The sequence below is a fragment of the Vibrio minamisatsumaniensis genome (genome assembly GCF_050337445.1).
In the GTDB taxonomy this organism is placed as follows: Bacteria; Pseudomonadota; Gammaproteobacteria; order Enterobacterales; family Vibrionaceae; genus Vibrio; species Vibrio artabrorum.
On sequence record NZ_JAKJSY010000012.1, the window covers coordinates 1 to 25,858 of the forward strand.

Here is a 25,858-nt window from a genome sequence, read left to right on the forward strand (position 1 = left end):
AAAGACTACCGAGATTTAATCGCAGCTCATAATCTAAAACAAAGCATGAGTAGGAAGGGGAATTGTTGGGATAACGCCTGTGTTGAAAGCTTTTTCCACTCAATGAAAGTAGAAGCCGTCCAATACGAGCCGATAATGACCCGAGAAGAGATGCGCCAAGCGCTTTTTGAATACATTGAAGTTGATTATAATCGAACAAGAAGGCACAGTGCTCTTGGGTATCTAAGCCCAGTTAACTTTGAAAAACAATATGTAGCTTAATGCGGTGTCCAGTTTAACTGGAGCAGATCATGTTACGTTACGTTCGCAAATTGCACATCTCAACAATCCTTCTTTGAAGAATAATGAGATCATTCTTCAAACAGATAACCACCAGCCTTTATCGAGAATACCCACTTTGGTTGGAACACAACAGACAACTCCTTTGATGCGTCAATACCAATTAGGGAGTCATCAGTTAAGTTTTCCAGTGGTGTTAGATGGGGTTAAAACACCAGGAACGGCGATTCAAGCGTCAGATTTTACGATTGCGTATGGTAGCGATATAGGAATAGGAACGATTGCGCATGTTTCAGGTGGTAACGGTTCGTTTACTTACGCTTTGAAATCAGGGGGATCCCCGGTGGTTTCAATTCACTCTAACCATATCCATGCTGATAGTGTGGGTACGGAAGTTATTACTATTACTAGCCCTGCGACAGCTACGCATTCAGCTGTAACGAAAGACATAACAGTGACAATCAAACCAGGCGGTGCGAGTACACCAGGCTTTACGGCGTTGACGATTGGTCATGACGTATCGAAGCCTTATGGTTCGGCTGCATTTACACAAGCAGCGTCCGCCGGTAATGGTGGCACCGTGACTTACCAATCAGGTAATCTGAAAGTGGCGACGGTTAATTCCACAACGGGTCTCGTGACGATAGTCGGYGTMGGCACAACCGTGATTACGGCGAATGAAGCSGCCCAYGGGAACTATGCGGGGCAATCGGCTCATTACCAATTAACCGTAACAGCGGGTGGTTCGAGTTCACCAGGCTTTACGGCGTTGACGATTGGTCATGACGTATCGAAGCCTTATGGTTCGGCTGCATTTACACAAGCAGCGTCCGCCGGTAATGGTGGCACCGTGACTTACCAATCAGGTAATCTGAAAGTGGCGACGGTTAATTCCACAACGGGTCTCGTGACGATAGTCGGCGTAGGCACAACCGTGATTACGGCGAATGAAGCGGCCCAYGGGAACTATGCGGGGCAATCGGCTGATTACCAATTAACCGTGACAGCTCTCCCTACACCAGCCACGATTGGAGGTGTGCACAATGGTGTAGTCATTGAAGATCATAGTCTTACTTCAAATAATCATCTTGAAGCTTCTGGCGTGTTAACTATCGTCGATCCAAATCCAGGGGAAGCAGCATTTAAAACGTCGGTTATTTCGTCTGCTAGTAATTTAGGTACGCTAACTATTACAAGTAACGGATCTTGGTTATATAGTGTTGATAACAGTATTCCTGGGGTTCAAAATTTAGCAACAGGTGCAGCTCACAACGATACATTTACTGTTGAATCGATTGATGGAACAACACAGGTTATTGATATTGAGATTCAAGGGGATAATGATAAACCTGAGTTTTGGCGTGCATTAGGATATGGTCAATTACACGTATATAACACTGCGGTCGCAGGTACTAAAGGCCCAGAAGATAGTTTCTATCTACAACGTGATGTTCATGATAAAGATGGTGATCAACTCACTTGGAGTGTTACTAATCGACAAAATATCGCACATGGTACTCTTACTGTAACTCAAGGCAAAATCTCTTTTAAATTGGATGATCAAGACCCTGTAGTCATCGCTTTAACACAAAGTGGTGGGACTATATCTGCTGGACAATTTACTATTGAAGTTAGTGATGGTCATGGCGGAACAGCAACAAAAGTCATTCCAATTTATATTCATGGCGCTTAATCAGTAAATGTCTTAATAAAAACCGGCTAATTTAGTCGGTTTTTTGGTTCTGGAATGAATAGTTTGAAGATGGGCTCGGTTGCAAATAAGGTATGGTTGATAAATCTAATGACATTTCTATATACGGCTATCCATCAGGAACGTCTTTAAGCATCATCAGTTCAAGTGCGACATCATCATTTTTTGGGGGCGCACATATAGTGAAAGACGCGGTAGACCCCGCCATAATTATCAATGGATCAATAACCGTAGAACCATTCCCCTTTAACTTCGATGTTGGTCTCATCCACCCGCCACGAGCTTGATACTATCATCCTCTTACCTAGAAGGTTATGCTCTAAAATGGAGGAAAATTTAACAACCCAACGATTAATGGTTGCATGATCAACGTCTACTCCACACTCGTGTTGTATCGCTTCAAGCTAGCGATAACTGAGTTTGCAAACGAAATACTAACGAACGGTTTCGAGAATAACTTCAGAGAGAAAGTGGCAGCCTTTAAACATTAAAATTCATCGTTTTTAGCAGGGATTGTGTGAATCTTTACCTATGCTGTCAAACTTTGTGACAATGCCAAATTTTGGGACTTCTTTGATAGATACAATAACGCAAAGCAAGATAAATCTTAGATCAGAGATTCGAAAAATGACTTAGAGTGAAGCATCGCTTGTGAATAACGATAAGCGCGTAACGAAGTAATGTGTATAACGAGAGTGAGAATGTATCAGGAATATTCTAAAGGGAAATGAAAAATTGAAGCAAGAGATCGAGGTTAAAGTAGAAGGTGAAGCAAGAAAGTGACGCAAGTTGCTGTTGCAACTTGCGCCGACTTAAAATCTTATAGAGCTACAACATTTGCAGCTTGAAGACCTTTTTGGCCTTGCTCTACTTCGAAAGACACTTGTTGGCCTTCTTTAAGAGTCTTGAAACCTTCAGAAGCGATAGCACGGAAGTGAACGAATACGTCAGCGCCGCCGTTGTCTTGAGTTAGGAAACCGAAACCTTTCTCTTCGTTAAACCATTTTACTACGCCGTTTGTTTTGTTAGACATGATGTGTCCCTTATATAAAAATAAAAAATTAATCGCCAAAAGTGCGATGCGCTGAAAGCTTGAATTATTTAATGTATCTATGAAGCCAAGGGAAACACTGAGAATAACAATGAAGCAATACTGAGGGTTTTACTTTACAACTGGATGTTTCATTTAATAACTCTGAAAACAGAGCGAGGTCATTGTTGGTGATCTAAGTAGCATTGTAAAGCGTTATTTGAAGAATGATGAATATTTATCGTGCCAGTGGTTACGAAAGAAACCTAGCATTCAAACTAGGTTTCTTTTTATACAGGCTTGACTAATCCGCGTTACTCATCAGGCTGATTCGTCCTATTATCGACATATGGCCAATAATAGTGCCCCACTCGAATCAGCAGTGTGGCAGCCGCTAAGATGAATGCAGCCGCAGACAGCCAAACGATCAGTACCGCATCCAACTCTTTCATACCCAAGGTGATATAACGAGCAATCGCCATCATCGCGATATAAATAGGGTATCGCACTGGGATCTTGCCGTTCATCACGAACTGCTGAACCATCGCCAGCACTTCCAAGTAAATGAACATCAAAAGAATATCGGTGAGTTGGACTCGACGTTCAGAAAACACGTGCATGAACTCTTCCGTCATGGCAAACAGCGTCGCCAGTGTTATGGCCACGAGCAATACCGCTTCCATAATGTGGAATACTTTTAAAAACGGCTTACTAAAAGATTTAGGTAAGTGAGAAGGCATAGTCACTCTTCAAGAAATAATTAATCCAGTCTCTACAATAGCATGCATCGATATCAGTCGCGTACTGCCAAAACATCGACGTTAAAGTTTCGCTATCCATCGCGATGAGCGAAACCTTCGAGACATGTCCCCCAAGCAACTTACCTAAAAAGTACGTATCAACGCTCATGACTTCGGTGCCAAGAATAGCAACAAAACCATTTACTCATAAATAACGATCAAGCCAGTTGTTCTCAATCATCTAAATATGCTACTCTTCGCCTCCATTTTTCTGACCTAATTTCCACCCGTTGCCTCTTTGTTAGACGTAACCATCGGAACAAAAATTGGAGTCAGTGCTATCTTTTATAGTGTCGGTTTTATCGCCGTCACTCAATCCAACCAACAGTGGAAATATACAGATGGGCAAAGGTACTCTTTACATCGTATCTGCACCTAGTGGCGCAGGTAAGTCGAGCTTGATCTCAGCAATGCTAGAAACCAATCCAACCTACGCAATGAAGGTATCTGTTTCGCACACCACTCGCGGTATGCGCCCTGGTGAAGAAAATGGTGTTCACTACCACTTCGTAGAGAAGCATCATTTTGAAGACCTTATTAATAAAGGTGAGTTCCTAGAGTACGCTGAAGTGTTCGGCAACTACTACGGTACTTCACGCGTTTGGATTGAAGAAAACCTAAACCGCGGTATCGATGTATTCCTAGATATCGACTGGCAAGGTGCTCGTCAGATCCGTGAACAAATGCCTCAAGCGAAGAGTGTCTTCATTCTTCCACCATCAAATGGTGAACTAGAGCGCCGTTTGAATGTTCGCGGTCAAGATAGCGACGAAGTTATTGCGAAACGCATGAGCGAAGCAAAGTCAGAGATTTCTCACTATGCAGAATATGATTATGTGATCGTGAATGATGACTTTGATGCAGCCCTAATGGACTTCAGAGCTATTATTCGTGCGGAGCGCTTAAAAGAAGATAAGCAAGCAGCGAAATACAGCGGCATGCTTACGGCTTTATTAGCGGAATAATCTAGATCCCCTAGATTTTCCATTGAGATAAGTATACGGTGATCTAGAAAGTCTCTAGTTAAACTTGTATACTTTCTCGTCATCAAAAATTTATTAGTTAATTACTATTTGGAGTCCTCATGGCACGCGTAACTGTTCAAGACGCTGTTGAAAAAGTTGGCAACCGTTTCGACCTAGTTCTTATTGCGGCTCGCCGCGCACGTCAAATGCAAACTGGCGGTAAAGATTCACTAGTGCCTGAAGAAAACGATAAGCCAACGGTTATCGCTCTTCGCGAAATCGAAGACGGTCTTATCACTAAAGACGTACTAGATGCTCGTGAGCGTCAAGAGCAACAAGAGCAAGAAGCGGCTGAACTAGCAGCAGTAAGCAGCATCGCTCGCAATCGTTAGATCACAGCCGCTAATAGCGTCGTTCGAACTAATTAACCTTCCGGGCCTTTAATTTGTATCTATTCGATAGCCTCAAAGACGTTGCCCAAGAATACCTAACAGAGCCTCAAATTGAGGCTCTGCGTCAATCTTATGTGGTAGCGAGAAACGCCCATGAAGGGCAAACCCGTTCAACGGGTGAACCATACATTATCCACCCTGTTGCTGTTTCAAGAATCCTGGCAGAAATGCGCTTGGATATCGAAACCCTGCAAGCAGCTCTACTTCATGATGTCATCGAAGACTGTGATGTCACGAAAGAAGATCTAGAGGAAAAGTTTGGCATTACCGTTGCTGAATTGGTTGATGGTGTATCTAAGCTGGATAAGCTTAAATTTCGTGATCGCAAAGAAGCGCAAGCAGAGAACTTTCGTAAGATGGTTCTCGCCATGGTGCAAGACATCCGCGTTATCTTGATCAAATTAGCTGACCGTACTCACAACATGCGCACGCTTGGGGCACTTCGTCCAGACAAAAAGCGTCGTATTGCTCGTGAAACCCTCGAAATTTATTCTCCGCTCGCTCACCGTCTTGGTATTCATAACATCAAGACCGAACTCGAAGAGCTGGGGTTCGAAGCCCTTTATCCTAACCGTTATCGCGTACTGAAAAACGTAGTGAAAGCTGCACGTGGTAACCGTAAAGAGATGATCCAACGCATCCATAGCGAAATCGAAGGCCGCCTTGAAGAAGTCGGGTTACCTGCTCGCGTACTTGGCCGTGAAAAGAACCTGTTCTCCATCTACAACAAGATGAAAACCAAAGAGCAGCGCTTCCACACCATTATGGACATCTACGCTTTCCGCGTCGTAGTGGATACCCCTGATACTTGCTATCGCGTACTTGGCCAGGCTCACAGTCTGTACAAGCCTCGTCCTGGCCGCATGAAAGATTATATTGCGGTGCCAAAGGCCAATGGCTACCAATCTCTGCACACGTCTATGATCGGCCCGCACGGAGTGCCTGTTGAGGTCCAGATCCGTACCGAAGACATGGAGCAAATGGCCGATAAAGGTGTCGCGGCGCACTGGTCTTATAAAGGTAATGGCTCGCGCAGTAGTAATGGGACAACCGCACAGGTCAAAGCGCAACGTTGGATGCAAAGCTTACTTGAGCTGCAACAAAGCGCAGGTAACTCATTCGAATTCATTGAAAATGTAAAGTCTGATCTGTTCCCAGATGAGATCTTCGTGTTCACGCCGAAGGGGCGCATTGTCGAACTTCCCGCTGGCGCAACAGCGGTCGATTTTGCTTACGCGGTCCATACCGACGTCGGTAACATGTGTGTCGGCGCTCGTGTAGACATGAATCCTTACCCACTCAGCAAATCGCTGAAGAATGGCCAAACCATTGAGATCATCAGTGCGCCGGGCGCACGTCCAAATGCGGCATGGCTCAATTACGTGGTGACATCACGTGCACGTACTAAGATTCGTCAAGTTCTGAAAACGATGCGTCGTGAGGAGTCGATCACGCTCGGTCGTCGCCTACTGAACCACGCACTTGGCGAGCACTCTATTGCCGATATCGGTCAAGAGAATATCGATCACGTACTGTCTGATCTTCGCCTAGCCAACCTCGAAGACTTGCTCGCATCAATTGGGCTTGGTGAGTTGATGAGTATCGTTATAGCTCGTCGTCTACTGGGTGATGCTGACGAACTGACTGAAGTTGAAAATAACAGCGGCATACCAAAGAAAAAGCTTCCTATTCGAGGGGCTGAAGGTTTATTGCTGACGTTCGCTAAGTGTTGTCACCCAATTCCAGGTGATCACATTATTGCCCATGTATCCCCAGGTCGTGGCCTTGTGGTTCACCGCGAAACGTGTCCAAACGTTCGTGGCTACCAAAAAGAGCCAGACAAATACATGGCGGTGGAATGGTCTGACGATTACAGCCAAGAATTTACCGCAGAACTTCAAGTTGATCTTCAGAACCATCACGGGGCCTTAGCTGAGTTAACGAACGTCATCTCAAAAACAGGTTCTAACATTCACAGCATCTCAACCGAAGAACGTGATGGACGCTTGTATACTGTGACTATCTTGCTGACCACCAAAGATCGTGTTCACCTTGCCAGCATTATGAAGAAGCTACGTGTAATGCCACACGCACTGAAAGTTAGACGTCGTAAGAATTAACGTTCGAACTTGTTAGCAACTTTGATCGCTATTTAAATCCCCTTAATGCTTCACCACTTAAGGGGATTTTTTATGGCAGTCATCCTAGAATTTCCCTCGCTTCATTCCATTCCTGTACAAAAATCCAGTAAAATGCTTGAATAGATTATCTCTCTTACGTTTATGAGCCCGGTTATGTCACAGCTTTTATCTGCTATCCCTCTCAACTCTTTATCTGGAGTCGGCGCAAAAGTCGCAGAGAAATTGGAAAAGGTTGGGCTTAACAATGTACAAGATCTGCTGTTTCATCTGCCGTTACGCTATGAAGATCGAACGCGTATTTATCCAATCGTAAAACTGCACGCTGGCCTTTGGGCTGCTGTACAAGGCAAAGTCATGCACGTCGAAACCATTTTTGGTAAACGTAAGATGCTCGCAGTAAAGATCAGCGATGGAAACGGCACTATCACGCTGCGCTTTTTTAACTTTACCGCAGGAATGAAAAATAACTTTGCCGAAGGCAAACAAGTGCATGCCTACGGTGAGATCAAGCGCGGTAATATGGGACTGGAAATCGTCCACCCTGACTACAAGTTCTTTGCCCCAAGGCAGCAACCGGATGTGGAAGCGAACCTAACTCCGGTGTACCCAACCACCGAAGGGCTAAGACAAGTCACACTGCGCAACCTCACAGACCAAGCGCTCGAGCTGATAGATAAGGCGGCGGTTAACGAGCTGCTTCCATCCGGTTTATACAACCAACAAATGCCTCTCGCACAAGCGCTGCATACCATTCACAGACCACCTCCAGGTATTGACCTAGAGCAGTTTGATGAAGGAAAACACCCTGCTCAATTGCGCCTGATTATGGAAGAGCTACTGGCTCAAAACCTATCGATGTTGTCCGTTCGTAGTAAAGGGCAACAAGATAAAGCAATGTCATTTCCTCCAGTAAATACGCTGAAAGATAAGTTGTTGGCTCAACTGCCATTTTCGCCGACCCATGCTCAAGCACGAGTGACTAAAGAGATCGAAGCGGACTTGGAAAAGCCGCACCCTATGATGCGTTTAGTGCAGGGAGATGTGGGCTCAGGTAAAACCTTAGTCGCTGCGCTGGCGGCTGTTCGCGCACTCGAACATGGTCAGCAAGTCGCACTGATGGCACCAACGGAACTACTCGCAGAGCAACACGCGATTAATTTTGCTAACTGGTTTGAAACAATGGGTATTCAAGTTGGCTGGCTGGCTGGCAAACTCAAAGGCAAAGCTCGTGAAACGGAATTGGCGCGTATTGCCAGTGGTGAAGCGCAAATGGTGGTCGGTACTCATGCTCTGTTCCAAGAGCATGTCGAGTTCAAAAACCTTGGCTTCGTCATCATTGATGAGCAGCACCGATTTGGCGTCCACCAGCGACTAGAGCTGCGTGAAAAAGGCGCTAAGCAGGGCTACTACCCCCATCAGTTGGTGATGACCGCAACCCCAATTCCACGAACACTCGCCATGACCGCCTATGCCGATCTCGAAACCTCAATCATTGATGAGCTACCACCGGGTCGAACGCCGATTCAAACCGTAGCAATTCCTGATACTAAACGTGACGACATTGTCGAGCGCGTGCGTAATGCCTGTCTCAATGAGGGAAAACAAGCGTACTGGGTGTGCACACTGATTGATGAATCTGAAGTATTGGAAGCGCAAGCTGCAGCTGACACCGCAGAAGAGCTGCAACGAAAACTGCCAGACGTAAAAATTGGCTTAGTGCATGGTCGAATGAAACCTGCCGAGAAACAATCGGTAATGCAAGAGTTCAAAGAGAACAAACTGCACCTATTGGTTGCCACAACCGTTATCGAGGTGGGTGTAGATGTACCGAATTCGAGCTTAATGATCATCGAGAACCCAGAGCGCCTCGGCCTCGCACAACTGCACCAACTGCGTGGCCGTGTTGGCCGTGGTTCAGTCGCAAGCCATTGTGTACTGCTGTATCACTCACCGCTGTCTAAGACCGCTCAGAAGCGCTTAGGCGTACTACGTGAAAGTAACGATGGTTTTGTCATTGCACAGCGTGACTTAGAGATCCGTGGCCCCGGAGAGCTGCTTGGGACTAAGCAGACGGGCTTAGCGGATTTCAAGATCGCCGACCTCGTTCGTGACCAACGTTTGATCCCAGAAGTGCAGCGTATCGCGCGTCATATTCATGATAGCTACCCAGACAATGCCAAAGCGATCATCAACCGTTGGTTGGGCGAGCGCGATGTTTATTCGAAGGCGTAATTAGCCCTCATATTCCGGCTTAAAACGCAAAAAGGCTTCCATCAGGAAGCCTTTTTCATACGCGTTACTTTCATCAATCAAGAACGAGATTCCCTACTCGTTCGCTCCTTACGATAGGGAATAACGATCAAAGTAAACTTCCATCATCAAGGTCCATGGTTAGCAATTCGTCATCCCCGAGAGGGAAGCATGACTGAGTCGGGGAACTCTTAACCGCTTCCCGAACCACACTCATCGTCGTCACACGGACCGATAACAACTAGGGCTTAACCGGGAAACTGATCTGCGCCTTCAAACCACCCTCACTTCGGTTATTAACCACCACGGCTCCTTGGTGCTGACTAACAATGCGTTTAACGATCGCCAAGCCTAAGCCGGTCCCTTCACTGCCACGAGCCGTGTCACCACGCGTAAAGGGTTCAAACAACTTACCGATCTGGTCTTGTGGGATACCCGGGCCATTATCTTCCACAGTCACCCAAGCGAGCTTATTATCGGCCGTCATACCGGTCGACACCTTAACCCAACCATTGCCGTAACGCAGCGCATTCACCACCAAGTTACTCACCGCACGTTTCATCGCGATTGGGTTACCTAGCGCAGGCTTCATTGACTGTGGAATATCGGTTTCAATCTGCACCTCGTAACCCCCTTCAGAACTGGACACCTCACGAGCAATATCATCGACAAACACGGCTTGGAATGATGATCGATCGACAGGTTTAAGGTAATCCATAAACTGACTGATGATTTCATTACACTCTTCAGTGTCACTGATGATCCCATCCGCTAAATAGCTGTCTTCTGGTGACATCATCTCCGTCGCCAAACGAATACGAGTCAATGGTGTACGTAGATCGTGACTGATCCCCGCCATCAATAACGCTCGGTCTTCTTCCAGTTCTTGGATGCCTTTCGACATCTGATTAAAAGCTCGAGTGACTGAACGAATTTCTTGTGCACCTTGCACTGGCAGCGGCGGGGGTATTTCACCGCGCCCAACACCTTGCGCCGCTTTTTCCAATGTAATTAACGGGCGATTTTGCAGTCGAATAAACAACCACCCCCCCACTACAATCAACAGCGCCATGACTAAACTATTACGAAAGAGAGGAGCGAAATCTTCTTCTTGTAACTCTGACAGCGGAATACGAATCAAGGAATTCGGTAACTTTGCAATATCCATCCATAGCACATAGCTGTCTTTGCCCGAAATCAGACGCACTTCCGTTTCTGAGCCCAGCTCTTTGGTCATCTCCTCGCTCATCAGGTCAATCGAGACAGCATGATAATACTCATCCGCCGCTTGGCTATCTTTAGCATGAACGGTGACACCTAACTGCTCAAGCACGCGCTGACGCAATGGCACATCAATATCTAAATCGATTTCATCTCCTTGGTTCAATACGATATTTAGCTCATGGGCTAAGATCTTATTAAACTGCTGTAAACTCGGCATCAGTGCATAATTGAACACCGCATAATAAGAAAAAATTTGGCTGGCAACCAATAGGGTTAAGAAGAGCACTATCGACTGAGTAAAGGAGCTACGTATGCGCATAGGAGACCTAAATTGGAAGTTAGAGAAACAAAGATATAATCGAAACTATAACTCTAACTCATTGTGTTAAATACAAAAAGGGCCATCACATATCAATGAGATGACCCGTAAATAAACCATTCTGCTCACAAAACCGATGAAACCGGTAGATAACCGATTAACCGGTCTTAAACCGCTTTGCCATCAGGAACAAATACATACCCCAAACCCCATACCGTTTGGATATAACGAGGTTTACTTGGATCTTCTTCAACAAGACGACGCAGGCGTGAAATCTGAACATCGATAGAACGCTCCATTGCTGAATACTCACGGCCACGAGCCATGTTCATCAATTTATCACGAGACATAGGCTCACGAGCATTCATCACGAGCGACTTGAGCACCGCAAACTCACCAGAAGTCAGCGGCATAGGTTCTTCACCACGAAACATCTCTCGAGTGCCTAGGTTTAAGCGAAACTCACCAAACTCAACCACAGACTCTTCCGAGCTTGGCGCCCCCGGCGCTTCAATCACTTGGCGACGCATCACCGCTTTAATACGCGCTAATAGCTCACGCGGGTTAAATGGTTTGGGTAGGTAATCATCTGCTCCGACTTCCAAACCCACGATACGATCCACTTCATCGCCCTTTGCCGTCAACATTAAGATAGGAAGAGAGTTATTGGCATTTCGTAGACGGCGACAGATCGATAGACCATCTTCACCCGGCAACATTAAATCCAATACCATCAAGTGAAAGTTTTCACGAGTTAACAGGCGGTCCATCTGCTCACTGTTTGCCACGCTACGCACTTGAAAGCCCTGCTCTGACAAATAGCGCTCTAACAATGCACGTAATCGAGCGTCGTCATCGACCACTAAAATTTTATAGTTTTCTTGCATGTAATGGTTCCACCTATTAAAACTCAAACCTAAGGCTAAGCATCCTTGGTAAATTGTGTATGGGTATAAGACATTAAAAATGTAACATTTTTTGAGAAAAAGTCGCCTAAAGAATTGTTAACGTGTGTTGCCTTTCTATATATTCTATTTTAGAACATCATTTCATTAAGCCAGATTTATGAAAACAAACCTAATTACTCGCGAAGGTTATGAAAGACTTACCGCTGAGCTCAATTTTTTGTGGCGAGAAGACCGTCCCGAGGTCACCAAAAAAGTAACTTGGGCTGCTAGCCTTGGTGATCGCAGTGAAAACGCAGACTATCAATACAACAAAAAACGCCTTCGAGAGATCGATCGACGGGTTCGTTATCTAAGAAAACGGCTTGATCAGGTTAAAGTCGTGGATTACTCACCACAGCAAGAAGGCAAAGTGTTTTTCGGAGCTTGGGTCGAGATTGAGAATGATGCTGGTGATATCAAAACATTCCGTATTGTTGGCCCCGATGAGATCTATGGCGGCGTGAAAAATTACGTGTCTATCGATTCACCGATGGCGCGCGCTCTGCTCAAAAAAGAAGTGGATGATGAGTTTACGGTAAACACACCGGAAGGCGACAAAGAGTGGTTCATCAATGCCATTCACTACACAGAGAATTAACCGCTGCTCAACCACACGATCTAAAATCACAAACGCCAGACAAAAGAAAACCCCGCTAGGCTTGCGCCTGCGGGGTTAAGTCTCTATCGCAGCAATCCGGCTACTGTTTATCTCTTCGAGATAAGGTGCTCCCTGCATCTTTCCTTGATCGAGGCTAAATCCTTTAACCGATTTCCTTTTTGTTCATCGCCATCCTAGCGGTGTCCATACTAGCCTGTCATCCTGACGGGCGAATCTCATCCAGAGATCATCACTTCCTTGCTGATCACTCATCCTAAGTCATCAAATCTTCATCCTGAAGATACCTAGTCCATTAGGCTTTTTCCTGTTCCTGCCAACTCCCTGTCGACAAGATAACTATACGGTAATTGAACGAGTTTCCTAGATAGGCCGAAAAAATTTTTATTGTGGTTAATAGGGCTAAAACCCAACAAGGTATTACAAATCAATGTATTACATAAAAATTAAGACAATTACATAGGTTTAAAGTGACTTAGTCGCACATCACTTGTAAGAGATCTCGCACACAGTCAGCGTCACAAAAGGAAATTCGGTTTCTGACAGGATAATTACACAACCAAAGCTAGAAAAAGCGTACGCTCACCCCCATGTATTGGTCACGATATTAAATAAGAGATTCATCGGATGAGCCAAGCTATCTGTCGACTGATTGCTGAAGAACTGAATGTTCGTTCAGAACAAGTCACCGCCGCAGTAAACCTAATTGATGACGGTAACACTGTTCCCTTTATTGCCCGCTACCGTAAAGAAGTCACAGGTGGCTTAGACGATACCCAACTGCGTAACCTCGATAGTCGTCTATCTTACCTTCGCGAACTCGACGATCGTCGTCAAACGATTCTAAAATCAATTCAAGACCAAGATAAACTCACGCCAGAATTAGAGCGAGAGATCACGCAAGCCGACAGCAAGACTCGCCTAGAAGACTTATACCTACCATACAAGCCAAAGCGTCGTACCAAAGGTCAGATCGCGATTGAAGCGGGCCTAGAACCCCTGGCCGATATGCTATGGAACGAGCCACAGCACGATCCTGAAACCGAAGCGGCTCACTTCATCAGCAGCGACAAAGGCATTGCTGACACCAAAGCAGCACTCGATGGCGCACGCGCGATCATCATGGAACGCATTGCAGAAAACGCGAATCTGCTTGAGAAGATTCGCCAACACCTAAACCGCAATGCTGAGCTAGTCGCTCGTGTCGTCGCAGGCAAAGAGCATGAAGGCGAGAAGTTTAAAGACTACTTCGAACACAACGAAACGCTAAACAAAGTGCCTTCGCACCGAGCGCTTGCCATGCTACGAGGCCGTAATGAAGGCTTTCTAACGTTAGCAATGAACGCCGATCCAGAGCAAGAAGAAGGTGTACGTGGTTCCTACTGTGAGAGCATCATCTCAGATCACTACAGCATTACCTTAAGCAGCGCGCCTGCCGATGCATGGCGTAAGCAAGTGATTAGTTGGGCATGGCGTATCAAGGTGTCTATGCACATGGAAACCGAATTGATGGGCGCGATGAAAGAACGTGCTGAAATCGAAGCGATTGAAGTGTTTGCCACCAACTTAAAAGATCTTTTAATGGCAGCGCCGGCAGGTCCTCGCGCCACGTTGGGCTTGGATCCCGGTTTACGTACCGGTTCAAAAATCGCGGTCGTGGATTCAACCGGTAAGGTTCTGGCGACAGAAACCATTTACCCTCACCCACCACAAAAGCAATACGACAAATCAGCACACGTGGTTGAGCAACTGGTTCGTCAATTTAATGTTGATCTGATTGCCATTGGTAACGGTACCGCTTCACGCGAAACCGACAGCTTTGTGGCTGACGTAATTAAACGCGGCAATCTAAAAGCGCAAAAGATCATTGTCAGCGAAGCCGGCGCATCGGTGTATTCTGCGTCTGAGTTAGCAGCAAAAGAGTTCCCGAACATGGACGTGTCGATCCGTGGTGCGGTATCTATCGCTCGCCGCCTACAAGATCCACTGGCAGAATTGGTCAAGATTGACCCTAAATCGATCGGTGTGGGCCAATACCAACACGACGTTAGCCAGACCATGCTGGCTAAGCGCCTAGATGCGATTGTCGAAGACTGTGTAAACGCGGTTGGCGTGGACGTGAATACCGCTTCTGCTGCACTGCTGACTCGTGTCGCTGGCCTTTCGAGCACCATCGCTCAGAACATCGTGGACTTCCGTGATGAAAACGGTCGCTTTGAAGCACGTACTACCTTGAAAAAGGTTGCACGTTTGGGGCCAAAAGCCTTTGAACAGTGTGCTGGTTTCCTCCGTATTATGGATGGTAAGAACCCACTGGATGCATCCTCGGTTCACCCAGAAGCTTACCCTGTCGTCAAAACCATTGCCGAGAAAAACCAAAAAGACATCAAGTCTCTGGTGGGTAACACCGCGTTCTTACGTGGTTTACACGCCGTAGATTACACCAACGACAATTTTGGTGTACCGACCGTAACTGATATCATCAAAGAGCTCGATAAGCCGGGTCGTGACCCTCGCCCAGAATTCAAGACGGCCACCTTCGCCGATGGCGTCAACAGCATGTCTGATCTAGAACCGGGCATGATCTTAGAAGGTGTGGTTTCGAACGTAGCGAACTTTGGTGCCTTCGTTGATATTGGGGTTCACCAAGACGGCTTAGTGCATATTTCAGCGTTAACTGACCGCTTTGTCTCTGATCCACGTGAAGTGGTGAAAGCGGGAGATATCGTCAAAGTGAAAGTCATGGAAGTGGATGTTCAGCGTAAACGTATTGCGCTCAGCATGCGCATGAAAGATGAACCAGGACAAGACAACCGTGCACAACGCTCAACTGCACCTCGCGCACAAAACCGCCCGAACCAAAACTCACAAGGTGGACAACGTCGCCGTGAGGAGCCGCAACAAAACGCGGCGATGGGGGGCGCTTTTGCCGCTGCCTTTGCTAAAGCGAAGAAATAACCCTTGTGATAGCGAAACAATGATTAAAGCGTCGGTTTAACTTTCATCAAAACTGAATCGCCTAAAACAGAAAACCTGCATCCCTTAGGGTATGCAGGTTTTTATTATGTGTTCAAAAAAGACACGAATGGCCGGCTGTGTCGTTTTGTGATCCGTTCACAACACAACTGGTTGATAAAACAACTCGTTTATAAAACAACCAGCATTCCTGATGAAGCATGAGGCGCAACAGCATGACCATAATGATATTTTATGACCTTACGTCGTTTCTCCATCTGTCCCTCTTGAATCGCCGCATCTAAAACATGCTTTGGCAGGCGGAAACGCATGGTATAGCCCTTTCCTTGGTCAGCACTGTATGTTCTCAATGCCAATAAGTTGAACAACCGCTCAAAAGGATCTTGTGGCTCTTCTAGGCTAATCGAATTGGCCTCTGACTCGTTCTCCATTTCATAACCAGGATGGTCTGAAGGATCCCAAGCCGACTGCTGCCTTCGCTTATCGTCCGATTTCACCTTTCGCTCTGCATTGGTTTTCGCCAATGCTACGGCGGGAGCAACGGGTTCTCGAACTTTATTATCACGCGCAACTTGCTCTGTTTGCACATTAACAGATGGGGCGATTAATGGCACACTCACTGCTGTTGCAGGTGACACAATCATCGCGAACTCTCCTCAAAAATCGCCCATCGCTATTGCCATAACGCTATTGCACTGAGTCAGTACAACAGGCATAGCCCAACTTGTCACAATCAACTCAGGAGAGAGTGAGGTCTGAGTATCATGTAACGCCTTGGTTGATCATATATCGACCACACCGACGATAAATTTAGCGATTATTTTTGCGCGAAGCTGACCAGTTCACTGCAAAAGGCATCGGCTTCAGTCATGAATGGCGCATGAGAAGACTGAGTAAAAATATATTGCTCGGTATGAGGCAGTGCATTACCTAGATCTTTGGCAACCTTGATGGGTACCAGCCCGTCTAATCGACCATACAAACGCAGCATTGGTACTGAAATCTCAGGCAGTTGTTCGCGCAGGTCGACATCCGACAGCATCTTTAGTCCTGCCAACAATGAGTCAGGGTTTGGCAACGGGCGCGACAGTATCGCTTGCTTGAGCTGTTTTACATCTTGCCTTGCTGAAGGACTGCCCATCGCTTGCAGTGCCATAAAGCGTTCAATAGTCGTCTGAAAGTCTTCCACTAACTGCTCAGTGAAAGCCGTTAATACATTGGGTTGAATGCCTCGCCATAACACTGGCTCTTTTGCAGCGGCGAATTTGGGAGAACTGGCTACCGTCACCAGTTTACTCACATAATCGGAATGATGAAGTGCCATGTGTGTCGCAACCAAACCACCCAGTGACCAACCCACCCAAATAGCGTGTTTAGGTGCTTCAGCCAACAGTTGTTGAGCAATCTCTTCAAGATCTTTAGCGTGACAGTGCGCGCTGTGTCCATAGCCCGGAAGGTCGACAACATGCACTCGAAAGTTAGCGTGCAATGCCTCAACGGTTTGTTGCCATACCGCACCGTTCATTCCCCAGCCATGAACCAGCACTAAATCAGGCCCTTGCCCAGAAACATGCCAATATAACCCATCACTCATTCTCAATATTCCCTACTTTTTCCATCAGCGATAATCCGCGCTTTTTAGTATGGTTAGTCCAAAGAACACCATCACCCAAAAGCATTGCGAGCTATGTTATCCGATTGGCTACAAAAACACACACCACGTCTGGTCACGCCTCAGTGCCATCTGTGCAAGCTCGATAAACTCCCTAGCGATACACATCCTCGATGGTGTGATTGCTGCCTTAACCTATTTGAACCTACCCCACGCTGTGAGCGATGTGGCTTAACAACGCTAGTCACTGTCGCTCAATGTGGTGAATGCTTATCAAAACCTCCACCTTGGCATCGTCTCTATTGCGTCGGTGACTACACCTTCCCAACGGCACGTTATATCCAACAAATGAAGTACGCCGATAAGTTTTGGTTGGCACGCGATCTGGCAAAATTATTAGCATCACGTGTCGAACATCCTGCTCCGCTGATCACCAGTGTACCGTTGTATTGGCGTCGATACATTCATCGTGGCTTTAATCAGAGTCAGCTGCTAGCGAATTACACCGCTCAAGAGCTTGGCGTTAAAGATGAGGTGCTATTTCGTCGAATTCGTTCAACCGCTACTCAACAAGGGCTGTCCAAATCTGCACGATTACACAATCTAAACAACGCCTTTGCACTGCGAAAACAAGATGTTGAAGAAACAATCCCCTCTCACGTCGCGATAATTGATGATGTTGTAACCACCGGCAGTACTGTGTATCAATTATGCCAATTACTGCTTGAAGTGGGCGTTAAAAGGATTGATATTTACTGTATCTGCCGTACTCCTGAGCCCTCGGGATAAAAGCTGTCAATCACAACTTGTACAGCAATCCAACAAAAAAAGGGCTGAATTACAAATCTGACAGGGGTAGAATGGCGCTAATAACCTACAAATCTACTCAGGTATTCGTCGTGTCAAATATTACTATTACAGAAACAGCTCAAACTCACTTTGCCAATCTGCTGTCACAGCAGCCTGAAGGGACAAACATTCGTGTGTTCGTGGTAAACCCAGGCACACAAAACGCTGAGTGTGGTGTTTCTTACTGTCCAACAGATGCTATCGAAGCGTCTGATACCAAGCTTTCTTTCGAAGCATTCTCTGCATACGTAGATGAGCTAAGCCTACCATTCTTAGATGAAGCTGAGATTGACTTCGTGACGGATAAAATGGGCTCTCAACTCACACTGAAAGCACCAAATGCTAAAATGCGTAAAGTCTCTGATGATGCGCCACTTGTAGAACGCGTTGAATACGCCATTCAAACACAAGTTAACCCACAGCTTGCTGGTCACGGTGGTCACGTAAGCTTGGTGGAAATCACTGAAGACGGTGCGGCTATCGTTGCATTTGGTGGCGGCTGTAACGGTTGTTCTATGGTTGATGTAACGCTAAAAGAAGGCATCGAAAAAGAGCTTCTTCAACAGTTCGAAGGTGAACTAACGGCTGTTCGTGATGCCACTGAGCACGATCGTGGTGAGCACTCTTACTACTAAACACTTATGCTGTCTTAGCGATACCAAGTAAGGTATTCAATCAAAAGGTTGATGCGTAAGCATCAACCTTTTTTGTATTTGAAACAGCAGAAACACTTCCGAGCCGTGATGTCTCGTTCAACACCGCTCGTTACCATTTGCAGTAAGGTATTCAAGTGATCGCAATCGGTTCTTGCTCTAATAATTCTAGGATATAAAAACTCGGATCTAGGAACTCAACGTCATTTCCCCTATATTAGAATGACTTTATAAGAAAGAACCTCAATGAGTTAAGGAGCGAGCGCAATGACAAAAAGGACCAAGCCCGAAATTTTGGCTCAGCAAACTGTCGCTCAATCAAAACTGTTCTCTATCGAATCTCTTGATTTGCGCTTTTCAAACGGCGAACAGCGAACTTACGAACGCATGAAACCGAGTGGGCGCCATGCTGTGATGATGGTTCCGATTACTGAACAAGGCGATATTTTATTAGTCCGTGAATACGCCGCGGGCACAGAACGCTATGAACTGGGCTTTCCAAAAGGCCTCATTGACTCAGGTGAACAACCGAATGAAGCCGCCGTTCGTGAGCTAAAAGAAGAGATTGGTTTTGGTGCCAACAAGCTCACCCCACTAAAGGAAGTGATCCTTGCGCCCTCTTACTTCTCTAGCAAAATGACACTGTTTATCGCACAAGAACTCTACCCAGAGGAACTAGAAGGTGATGAACCCGAACCACTGGATATTGTACGTTGGCCCCTTGCTCAAGCCGAAGAGTTATTAACGCATCTCGACTTCTGTGAGGCTCGTAGTATTACCGCACTACTATTAACCCTTCGAACCTTAAACAACAATTAGAACGAACAGGCTCACTCGAAGCGTAAGAGAACATTTATGCCTATAAAAAAAGATTTATCTCATCTCCTCCCTTCAGTCATTGAGATTGCTCGTTCTGCTGGGCAGCTCATCTTAGAGATCTACGAGAAAAAAGATTACGAAGCGTTCACTAAAAGTGATGACACGCCGGTCACCACGGCTGACTTTGCAGCGCATAAGTTGATCTCGAAAAGGCTCAGTGAACTGACCCCTGATATTCCCGTGTTGTCTGAAGAAGCGGCTGACATCGGCCTAGAGCAACGAGCTCAATGGGATCGATACTGGTTGGTTGACCCACTAGATGGCACCCAGGAGTTCATCGCACGAAGTGGTGACTTCGCAACAATTATCGCTCTAATTGAACATAACAAGCCAGTTATGGGGGTCGTCTACGCACCGACTTCCGGAGTGAGCTATTACGCCTACCGTGGTAAAGGCGCTTGGAAAATCCCGGACCTCAATGACAGCGTGAAAATCAAAACGCATCGCCATGAGCAGCCAAACCAATCGATCGCGATGGCGATCAGCCGCCGCCAAGACATCAATCACATCACTAGCCGTATGAGCTCAGCCTGGAACTATGATTTGGTCCCTTTAGGCTCAGCAGCACTTAAGGCCTGTTTAGTGGCAGAAGGTGCTGTGGATTGTTACCTAAGACTTGGTCCAACGGGTGAGTGGGATACCGCCGCAACCCAGTGCATTGTTGAAGAGGCGGGCGGCCGCATCTTGAGCACCCAGCTAGAACCACTCTCATACAATGAAAGAGAGACGCTTGAGAACCCCAATTTCATTGTTCTTGGTGATGCGGACCTACCATGGGCAGAGATCTTACAAGGTAAAGACTAGCCGAGTTTGCTCGCTGTCATTCTAACGATTCAAACAAAACGGGCACCTCAATGAGGCGCCCGTTTTTTATATTTCATAATTGAGTGACCCTTAGCTGTTTAGCTAAAAGCGACCTTGATAAGTAAACTGGTACTTACCTTGGCTATCAGGATTCCCCAACCATTTAAGTTGATTCTGCATCGTTGGTGGAAATTCAGCGCTCGGCTTAAACCACGCTGCCGACGTATAGCGTTGATTTGGCGTTACGCTCGCCGAAAACTCACTGTTTACCTGTTGGCTCTTCTGAGTACCTTTCGCCATAATGGTGCTGTCTTTACAAGTGATGTCCGCAATCACAGGCCCCAAATCTAACGACCCCACTGGGGAAGCCACCGCCGCACTAGACCAAGCCAGCGAACCTTCGCCTGATTGGCACCAAGGCTGCGCATAAACAGCAGATTTGATCATCAGTTCAACTTGTCCACTAATCGAAACCGGTACTGGAATAGCAGGAGCATACTTCATCACATTCTTAGCTGGCATTGATGCCACCAAGTTTTCCACATAAGCCCCACTCATGCTGTACCCGACATACCCTTTACCTGATAAATTCATATCGCTGCTACGCCCAAAGCGAACGGCGAGTTCCGCTTTAGCTTGGAATAGCTTAGAAAACTGGAAGTCCCACTGCACAGAGCCATAATTAACACGCTGCCACACGATGTTGTTTGCGCTGCCTTGCCAAACCGTACCCTCCACGCCTTCGATACTGAAACCGCGCACCACCGGGGCGAGCTTAAGAGCAAAAGAAGCCGGTAAGTGCAGCAGTAGACTGACGGAGAAAAAGACGACAAAGATGCCACTAAAGAGCAAGCCATATTTAAAAGATAAACCGCGTTTCACATTAACCTCGTTTAAACTGTAGTCGGTTGACCTCAATAACCCCAGGGGTATCAGAGCGATCAATATCCATAAACTCAACCTCTACACCCTGCTTCTCTTTCAGGTATGTCAGCCAATCGACGAACTGATTAAATGGCACAGGTTTCACCCACACTTGTAGCATCTCATCACGTGGTTGCACTCGAATCAATTCAATCTTGAAACGACGCATTGAAGCAGGCACCGATTGATTCAGAGGTTGACTCGCACTGATGCCACCGCTGCCTCGTAGCTCAACCACTTCATTGGCTTTATGGGTTACCCAAGCCAGCAGTTGCTTCTCACTTTGAATGCGGCTCTGGGCAAGTTCAGCTCGCTGACTGAGTGGCTGAATTAATCCCCAATAAACAATACCGACCACCAATAAAACGGAGCAACCAATGACTAATCGTTGCTCTCTTTGACTGATTGAAGTCCACCACGCTTGGAGTGGCTCAATTATATTTCTCATCACAGATCGCCTTACGCTGGTTATTGATGGGGTTTAAGAGTAAAGCTGCCAAATACGGCATCACCATTTCGGTTTAGTGGCCCTTGTTCTACGGTGAACTTCTCTTCGAGCTTCACCCTCACAGTCTCAAAATGTTGAAAATCAGAACTTTTAGCCTGCAGCCGAATCTCAGAACGATTCCCATCATAACGAATGTTTTCGACTTCTATCGCCCCGACCTTTCCTAAGGTTTCAGGCAGCAGTGCTAACCAGGCCAATAAAGAGTCGCCATCGCCTGAGCCGCCATATTTCTTGGCTTCATCGTTCATCTGACGTTTCAGATAACTGACTGTCGGAATGCGTTGTTTATCAGGAAGAACGGCTCTAAAGATACGCTCACTCTCCATGCGGTAAACTTGTGCTTGCGCTTCGTATTGCTGAACTTTCAACACTTGTTGAGTGACAATCACAGCCACCAGCAAACAAGCAGCAATCACCACCTTCTGCCAAACGCGCCAATATTTACTGAATGAAGATTTGGTTTTAAAGGTGCCCGTCAGTAAATTGACACTGCTTGAGATCGCTTGTTGACTCAATAAAGCCATCACTAATTCAGCAGGCTTGGCTTGCCACTCCAAACCACTTTGTCGCTGAACGTCGTCGTTTGGCATTGAGGTATAGCAGAAAATCGTCGTCGCTTGATCTTCCTCACCAGAGACAACCCAATCACTTTGCAAGAACATCGGCAACCATGCTTCGCTAACCGATACCGCTTGATAATGACTTTGACACAGCAACCAATGCTGCTCGATTTGCAGAGCACTGATTCCTTGCTCTTGCAAAGGAATCGCTAACGTATCTGGCAACACCTTACGGAAGGTGATATTGGCTTCGCGAAACAGGTCTAAAGCTTGCTTTAACCATTTGCGATCGACACCACACACTGTGGCGTGCGTTGCGTCTTTATCTAAAATCGTCAGGTGTAACTCTTCGATATCTTGTGCGACTTCGTCTTCTAATAAAAACGGCAACATAGAATCGAACTGACGAGCAGCACCTTTCGGGATCTCCACACGCTTAATTAAGCACTCATTTCCCGGCAATAAAGCGATACAACTGCGCTTTTCCGCGTAAGGTGTTAACTCGTTAAGCTGTTCCCAGCTAGACAGTTCACCACTGGCTATCACTTCCTGTTGGCTTGTCGACCAAACTAACCACTGCACTGGGTGGTGTGGTTCGCTACTCAGTCGAACGGTCAGAAACTCGCTCACGGATTCCTCCAAAACGACGGCGTACTACCGTCACAGTTTCTCGATTGCTACTATAGAAAAGCGTCCGTATACGTACACGTGACTGCTCAACCAATACCTCTGCATCTAGCTCAAAATAGGCGCTATCTACAGTTAAATATGCTTTCGCTTTTTTCTTGATTTCGGCACTCACACCAACCATGGCGGGCTCGGCCATAAATGCATCGACCGTATCCCAACCATCAAATGGGCGTTTATCTATCAGTTGTTTGGCATCTGACTCACTTAAACCTGGCGCAAACATCGCTTCTAACAGAGGGGCTTGTTTTTCCGAAACTGTGTTCACGTTCAATCGAAAGTCATCGGTAGGCAGTGCACAAACCAATGGGCGAACCTTATTCATCACCTCACCCGTCACCTGATACACTGCGCGCAGCTCCGATTCGTCAGCCATTAAGCCATTTGCCGCAAGATAAGATGGCTTCATCGCCTCATAGGTGCTGTCTTCAACACCAACGGAAGAGGTGCTACGAGTATCACTGTCAACAAACTCCCATGTTGAATTCGCAATCACCTCCGCCTGATAAGGCTCAACATCTTGATTTTCCAATAAGGTTTGCCAAACCGTCAGTAAATAGGGGGACTGATTATTGGACGTGACCGTAACCCCAGCCAAGGCATTGAGATTAAAACACGCTTGCGCATCCACGATTCGCCCTTTCACTTGCCCATAATCCAACGGGTATACCTGCTCCTCAAGCGCCCAAGGTTGGCTTAAGTTTACGGTATCACTGTCTTTGTAGCTTTGCCTAATACCATCTTGAACGAGCGCTTCAACACCGATGCTGTACCAGTAAGCCTGTTGGTAATTCAACTGATTACCCACACGTTTAAATTGCGTAAACAAACGTTCTGACATACTCCCAGCAATGGTTATCATGATCGCCAGCAGCATCAAAATAATGATCAGTGCAACACCACGCTGTTTCCGCCCCAACGTTGGCCGGGTCACGACAAGAGAGTTAGTTCGATGAATCATTATTCCCCTCATTAGTGACTGAAGCGCCACTGTTTGAAGTGTCATCGACCTGATCTAGGGTGCCACTTGCGATGAGATAGACACGCTCTATCTCACCATAATCTTTCAAAGTCAGTTTTAGTCTTATTGCTTTAGGCAGAGACTTATCCGTTTGCCACTCTTTCTCCCAACGGCTCCCGTCATAAAACTCAAAGGCCAAATTTTCGACATCATCAAGCAGAGGCGTAATCACACCTTGTTGTCCTGCTGGTGTATCGGGGTAGCGCCACCACACACGCTCAAGCGTCTCTTCTTTTATGCGATAACCGACTTTCGTCACCTCACCTCGTGGAAACTGCTGTTGTGGGTTGTGCCACCCAAGGCGAGTAAATAGGATACCAACACCGTCGGAATCCAATAAATACTCCTTCATTAAGATCAGCTTAGATGATGCTTCTTCACCATTGGTGCGAAATTGTCGAACCGCCATCTGACGAAAGTCATTATCTAAAATGACTAAACTACGTTGCAGTTGATTCAAGCGCGCACTGCGTTCAATTGAGATATCATTGCTCCGCTGCACCTGATTTACAACTTGATAGGCCGCCATACTTAAAGCGGCAAAGATAGCAATCGAGACCAAAACCTCAATTAAGGTAAAGCCTCTCCCTTTTGCAAGTAGGCGCGGTTTGCGTGACAAACACTTAGATGAAGCCTGCGTAGACGACCTACTTTTACTGAGCGAACGATTTTTAATTCGCGACATAACTGCGCACCGTGACCACTGGAGAAGCTTGTTTACTGGTTGCTGCACTCACATCAAACGCCTTTAATAGATTATCACTGGTATCGATGGGGGTGACCTGCCAGAACCATTCTCTTCCTGCTAATTCTTGTGTGCCCTGCGCTTTTTTTAGCTTCTCAGGATGGAGCATCACTAAGGCCATTTGGTTATCTACGACCATCGCTGCAAAGGTTTTATCTTCTAGATAACTGAGTGTATTGATATGTTGAGTTACGGCACGAATCACACTGATCGCCGCGGTTGCAAAAATCGCGAGCGCGACCAAGACCTCAAGTAGCGTCATACCACGAGCACGATGAGAATAGAGGTTATTTCTCTTCATCTTCTTCTCCCGGCTCTAACAATCGAATGACACCATTATCCAACACTTGAATACGCCAACCGTCTTGCACCGTATCCCCTGTATTTGGGTAAAAAGAAAGAACGAACGGTGTCATTTCCGCACTCGATAAGATGTATATCTGCGGTGGCTTAGGCTTTTTTTCCTCTTCAAGATCGGCAAACATATCTTCATCAAACAAGCTTCCTGGATTGAATAACCGATCATCGTCTTCCCATGCGCCACCCCCTAATGTCAGTGACAACGCCAGTTCTTTCGGTAATTCCGTTAAAGAGGGGATTTTCTCGAATTCAACGTCCTGCCAACCTTCTGATTTCAGCGCCATCAATACATAGGTCGATCTCTTTTCATCAACACGAATACCAAAGTCCAAACCACTCAAAATCGCTTCTTCGTTGAGCAACTGAACTCGTTGATAAAAGCTTTGAGCATATTTTTTAGCAACGTCTTTACTATTGATCGGGATGGTCGCGATCACTGCGACCGCTGTTAATGACAGCAGAACCAACACTAAAAGAATCTCAATCAAAGTGAAACCTGGCTGTGTTTGCGTCGTCTTCACCGTCTAGACTCCATGGGTTTACGTC

Annotated in this window: 25 protein-coding genes; 12 read left to right on the top strand and 13 right to left on the bottom strand. The window is 46.4% G+C overall.

Translation table 11 applies throughout. The features are described from left to right. Both L4B77_RS02835 and L4B77_RS02840 read left to right on the top strand, forming a co-directional pair. The coding region (locus tag L4B77_RS02835; RefSeq protein WP_429748332.1) for an IS3 family transposase at positions 1-261 on the top strand (261 nt) is incomplete at its 5' end. A gap of 166 nt (positions 262-427) precedes the next feature. Then, positions 428-1,972, top strand: coding sequence for a VCBS domain-containing protein (locus tag L4B77_RS02840; protein WP_429748334.1), 1,545 nt, complete (start codon positions 428-430; stop codon positions 1,970-1,972). Positions 1,973-2,810: 838 nt separating this feature from the next. On the opposite strand, the gene cspE is transcribed toward L4B77_RS02840, so the two are convergent. Continuing rightward, on the bottom strand, positions 2,811-3,023 hold the full coding sequence (gene cspE / locus L4B77_RS02845; RefSeq protein WP_004735656.1) for a transcription antiterminator/RNA stability regulator CspE: 213 nt from the start codon (positions 3,021-3,023) through the stop codon (positions 2,811-2,813). Positions 3,024-3,334: 311 nt separating this feature from the next. Beyond that, positions 3,335-3,760, bottom strand: coding sequence for a phosphate-starvation-inducible protein PsiE (locus L4B77_RS02850; protein WP_261838592.1), 426 nt, complete (start codon positions 3,758-3,760; stop codon positions 3,335-3,337). Between the two features lie 401 nt (positions 3,761-4,161). Between L4B77_RS02850 and gmk the strand changes: the two genes are divergently transcribed. From gmk to recG, 4 genes are all read left to right on the top strand, one after another. Next, positions 4,162-4,785, top strand: a complete 624-nt coding sequence (gene gmk, locus L4B77_RS02855; protein WP_261838591.1) for a guanylate kinase — start codon at positions 4,162-4,164, stop codon at positions 4,783-4,785. Positions 4,786-4,904: 119 nt separating this feature from the next. Beyond that, entirely contained in the window at positions 4,905-5,177 is a 273-nt protein-coding gene (gene rpoZ, locus L4B77_RS02860) for a DNA-directed RNA polymerase subunit omega (protein WP_429748337.1), read from the top strand. Positions 5,178-5,230: 53 nt separating this feature from the next. Further along, positions 5,231-7,357 (top strand): bifunctional GTP diphosphokinase/guanosine-3',5'-bis pyrophosphate 3'-pyrophosphohydrolase, encoded by a 2,127-nt coding sequence (gene spoT / locus L4B77_RS02865; RefSeq protein ID WP_429748339.1) that lies wholly within the window; start codon positions 5,231-5,233, stop codon positions 7,355-7,357. A gap of 174 nt (positions 7,358-7,531) precedes the next feature. Next, entirely contained in the window at positions 7,532-9,610 is a 2,079-nt protein-coding gene (recG, locus tag L4B77_RS02870; RefSeq protein WP_429748341.1) for an ATP-dependent DNA helicase RecG, read from the top strand. 259 nt (positions 9,611-9,869) lie between these two features. Here recG and envZ read toward each other — a convergent pair whose 3' ends face one another. Together envZ and ompR are read right to left on the bottom strand one after the other, a co-directional pair. Further along, positions 9,870-11,171 carry a two-component system sensor histidine kinase EnvZ gene (gene envZ, locus L4B77_RS02875; protein WP_261838588.1) on the bottom strand — a complete coding sequence of 434 codons (1,302 nt, stop codon included), beginning with the start codon at positions 11,169-11,171 and terminating at the stop codon, positions 9,870-9,872. A 167-nt stretch (positions 11,172-11,338) separates the two neighbouring features. Continuing rightward, on the bottom strand, positions 11,339-12,058 hold the full coding sequence (gene ompR / locus L4B77_RS02880) for an osmolarity response regulator transcription factor OmpR (RefSeq protein ID WP_261838587.1): 720 nt from the start codon (positions 12,056-12,058) through the stop codon (positions 11,339-11,341). A gap of 178 nt (positions 12,059-12,236) precedes the next feature. Between ompR and greB the strand changes: the two genes are divergently transcribed. Both greB and L4B77_RS02890 read left to right on the top strand, forming a co-directional pair. Beyond that, complete coding sequence (greB, locus tag L4B77_RS02885; RefSeq protein ID WP_261838586.1) at positions 12,237-12,716, top strand: transcription elongation factor GreB; 480 nt, start codon at positions 12,237-12,239, stop codon at positions 12,714-12,716. Positions 12,717-13,361: 645 nt separating this feature from the next. Continuing rightward, entirely contained in the window at positions 13,362-15,692 is a 2,331-nt protein-coding gene (locus L4B77_RS02890) for a Tex family protein (RefSeq protein WP_429748345.1), read from the top strand. A gap of 188 nt (positions 15,693-15,880) precedes the next feature. Here L4B77_RS02890 and L4B77_RS02895 read toward each other — a convergent pair whose 3' ends face one another. Both L4B77_RS02895 and bioH read right to left on the bottom strand, forming a co-directional pair. After that, positions 15,881-16,354 (bottom strand): ATP-dependent Lon protease, encoded by a 474-nt coding sequence (locus L4B77_RS02895; protein ID WP_429748347.1) that lies wholly within the window; start codon positions 16,352-16,354, stop codon positions 15,881-15,883. A gap of 173 nt (positions 16,355-16,527) precedes the next feature. Further along, positions 16,528-17,304, bottom strand: a complete 777-nt coding sequence (gene bioH / locus L4B77_RS02900; protein ID WP_429748349.1) for a pimeloyl-ACP methyl ester esterase BioH — start codon at positions 17,302-17,304, stop codon at positions 16,528-16,530. A 93-nt stretch (positions 17,305-17,397) separates the two neighbouring features. Here bioH and L4B77_RS02905 point away from each other — a divergent pair, with 93 nt between their 5' ends. From L4B77_RS02905 to cysQ, 4 genes are all read left to right on the top strand, one after another. Beyond that, complete coding sequence (locus L4B77_RS02905) at positions 17,398-18,111, top strand: ComF family protein (RefSeq protein ID WP_429748351.1); 714 nt, start codon at positions 17,398-17,400, stop codon at positions 18,109-18,111. A 110-nt stretch (positions 18,112-18,221) separates the two neighbouring features. Beyond that, positions 18,222-18,806, top strand: a complete 585-nt coding sequence (gene nfuA, locus L4B77_RS02910) for a Fe-S biogenesis protein NfuA (protein WP_029405734.1) — start codon at positions 18,222-18,224, stop codon at positions 18,804-18,806. Between the two features lie 285 nt (positions 18,807-19,091). Next, on the top strand, positions 19,092-19,643 hold the full coding sequence (gene nudE / locus L4B77_RS02915; protein WP_429748354.1) for an ADP compounds hydrolase NudE: 552 nt from the start codon (positions 19,092-19,094) through the stop codon (positions 19,641-19,643). Positions 19,644-19,679: 36 nt separating this feature from the next. Further along, entirely contained in the window at positions 19,680-20,507 is an 828-nt protein-coding gene (cysQ, locus tag L4B77_RS02920; RefSeq protein WP_429748356.1) for a 3'(2'),5'-bisphosphate nucleotidase CysQ, read from the top strand. 102 nt (positions 20,508-20,609) lie between these two features. Here cysQ and L4B77_RS02925 read toward each other — a convergent pair whose 3' ends face one another. Genes L4B77_RS02925 through gspH form a run of 7 tightly spaced genes read right to left on the bottom strand, consistent with a single transcriptional unit; the run spans position 20,610 to position 25,833 of the window. Beyond that, positions 20,610-21,389 carry a type II secretion system protein N gene (locus tag L4B77_RS02925; RefSeq protein WP_429748357.1) on the bottom strand — a complete coding sequence of 260 codons (780 nt, stop codon included), beginning with the start codon at positions 21,387-21,389 and terminating at the stop codon, positions 20,610-20,612. A gap of 1 nt (position 21,390) precedes the next feature. Then, positions 21,391-21,879 carry a type II secretion system protein M gene (locus tag L4B77_RS02930; protein ID WP_429748359.1) on the bottom strand — a complete coding sequence of 163 codons (489 nt, stop codon included), beginning with the start codon at positions 21,877-21,879 and terminating at the stop codon, positions 21,391-21,393. Positions 21,880-21,899: 20 nt separating this feature from the next. Next, entirely contained in the window at positions 21,900-23,129 is a 1,230-nt protein-coding gene (gene gspL, locus L4B77_RS02935; protein WP_429748361.1) for a type II secretion system protein GspL, read from the bottom strand. After that, on the bottom strand, positions 23,098-24,147 hold the full coding sequence (gspK, locus tag L4B77_RS02940; protein WP_429748363.1) for a type II secretion system minor pseudopilin GspK: 1,050 nt from the start codon (positions 24,145-24,147) through the stop codon (positions 23,098-23,100). Before gspK ends, gspL begins: the two co-directional genes overlap by 32 nt. Then, positions 24,131-24,892 carry a type II secretion system minor pseudopilin GspJ gene (gene gspJ / locus L4B77_RS02945; RefSeq protein WP_372039436.1) on the bottom strand — a complete coding sequence of 254 codons (762 nt, stop codon included), beginning with the start codon at positions 24,890-24,892 and terminating at the stop codon, positions 24,131-24,133. The genes gspK and gspJ overlap by 17 nt, the downstream gene beginning before the upstream one ends. Then, entirely contained in the window at positions 24,879-25,253 is a 375-nt protein-coding gene (gene gspI / locus L4B77_RS02950; RefSeq protein WP_429748365.1) for a type II secretion system minor pseudopilin GspI, read from the bottom strand. The genes gspJ and gspI overlap by 14 nt, the downstream gene beginning before the upstream one ends. Then, positions 25,240-25,833: a type II secretion system minor pseudopilin GspH gene (gene gspH / locus L4B77_RS02955; protein WP_261838573.1), complete on the bottom strand. Its 594-nt coding sequence runs from the start codon at positions 25,831-25,833 to the stop codon at positions 25,240-25,242. Before gspH ends, gspI begins: the two co-directional genes overlap by 14 nt. Between the last annotated feature and the right edge of the window lie 25 nt (positions 25,834-25,858).

Excerpts from the sequence above, each read along its gene's own strand:
- L4B77_RS02930 (WP_429748359.1), bottom strand. The coding sequence starts at position 21,879 with ATGAGAAATATAATTGAGCCACTCCAAGCGTGGTGGACTTCAATCAGT.
- gspI (WP_429748365.1), bottom strand. The coding sequence starts at position 25,253 with ATGAAGAGAAATAACCTCTATTCTCATCGTGCTCGTGGTATGACGCTA.
- rpoZ (WP_429748337.1), top strand. The coding sequence starts at position 4,905 with ATGGCACGCGTAACTGTTCAAGACGCTGTTGAAAAAGTTGGCAACCGT.
- L4B77_RS02890 (WP_429748345.1), top strand. The coding sequence starts at position 13,362 with ATGAGCCAAGCTATCTGTCGACTGATTGCTGAAGAACTGAATGTTCGT.
- recG (WP_429748341.1), top strand. The coding sequence starts at position 7,532 with ATGTCACAGCTTTTATCTGCTATCCCTCTCAACTCTTTATCTGGAGTC.
- L4B77_RS02905 (WP_429748351.1), top strand. The coding sequence starts at position 17,398 with ATGTTATCCGATTGGCTACAAAAACACACACCACGTCTGGTCACGCCT.
- nudE (WP_429748354.1), top strand. The coding sequence starts at position 19,092 with ATGACAAAAAGGACCAAGCCCGAAATTTTGGCTCAGCAAACTGTCGCT.
- L4B77_RS02895 (WP_429748347.1), bottom strand. The coding sequence starts at position 16,354 with ATGATTGTGTCACCTGCAACAGCAGTGAGTGTGCCATTAATCGCCCCA.
- greB (WP_261838586.1), top strand. The coding sequence starts at position 12,237 with ATGAAAACAAACCTAATTACTCGCGAAGGTTATGAAAGACTTACCGCT.
- envZ (WP_261838588.1), bottom strand. The coding sequence starts at position 11,171 with ATGCGCATACGTAGCTCCTTTACTCAGTCGATAGTGCTCTTCTTAACC.
- gspK (WP_429748363.1), bottom strand. The coding sequence starts at position 24,147 with ATGATTCATCGAACTAACTCTCTTGTCGTGACCCGGCCAACGTTGGGG.
- ompR (WP_261838587.1), bottom strand. The coding sequence starts at position 12,058 with ATGCAAGAAAACTATAAAATTTTAGTGGTCGATGACGACGCTCGATTA.
- bioH (WP_429748349.1), bottom strand. The coding sequence starts at position 17,304 with ATGAGTGATGGGTTATATTGGCATGTTTCTGGGCAAGGGCCTGATTTA.
- gspJ (WP_372039436.1), bottom strand. The coding sequence starts at position 24,892 with ATGTCGCGAATTAAAAATCGTTCGCTCAGTAAAAGTAGGTCGTCTACG.
- L4B77_RS02850 (WP_261838592.1), bottom strand. The coding sequence starts at position 3,760 with ATGCCTTCTCACTTACCTAAATCTTTTAGTAAGCCGTTTTTAAAAGTA.
- cspE (WP_004735656.1), bottom strand. The coding sequence starts at position 3,023 with ATGTCTAACAAAACAAACGGCGTAGTAAAATGGTTTAACGAAGAGAAA.
- cysQ (WP_429748356.1), top strand. The coding sequence starts at position 19,680 with ATGCCTATAAAAAAAGATTTATCTCATCTCCTCCCTTCAGTCATTGAG.
- gmk (WP_261838591.1), top strand. The coding sequence starts at position 4,162 with ATGGGCAAAGGTACTCTTTACATCGTATCTGCACCTAGTGGCGCAGGT.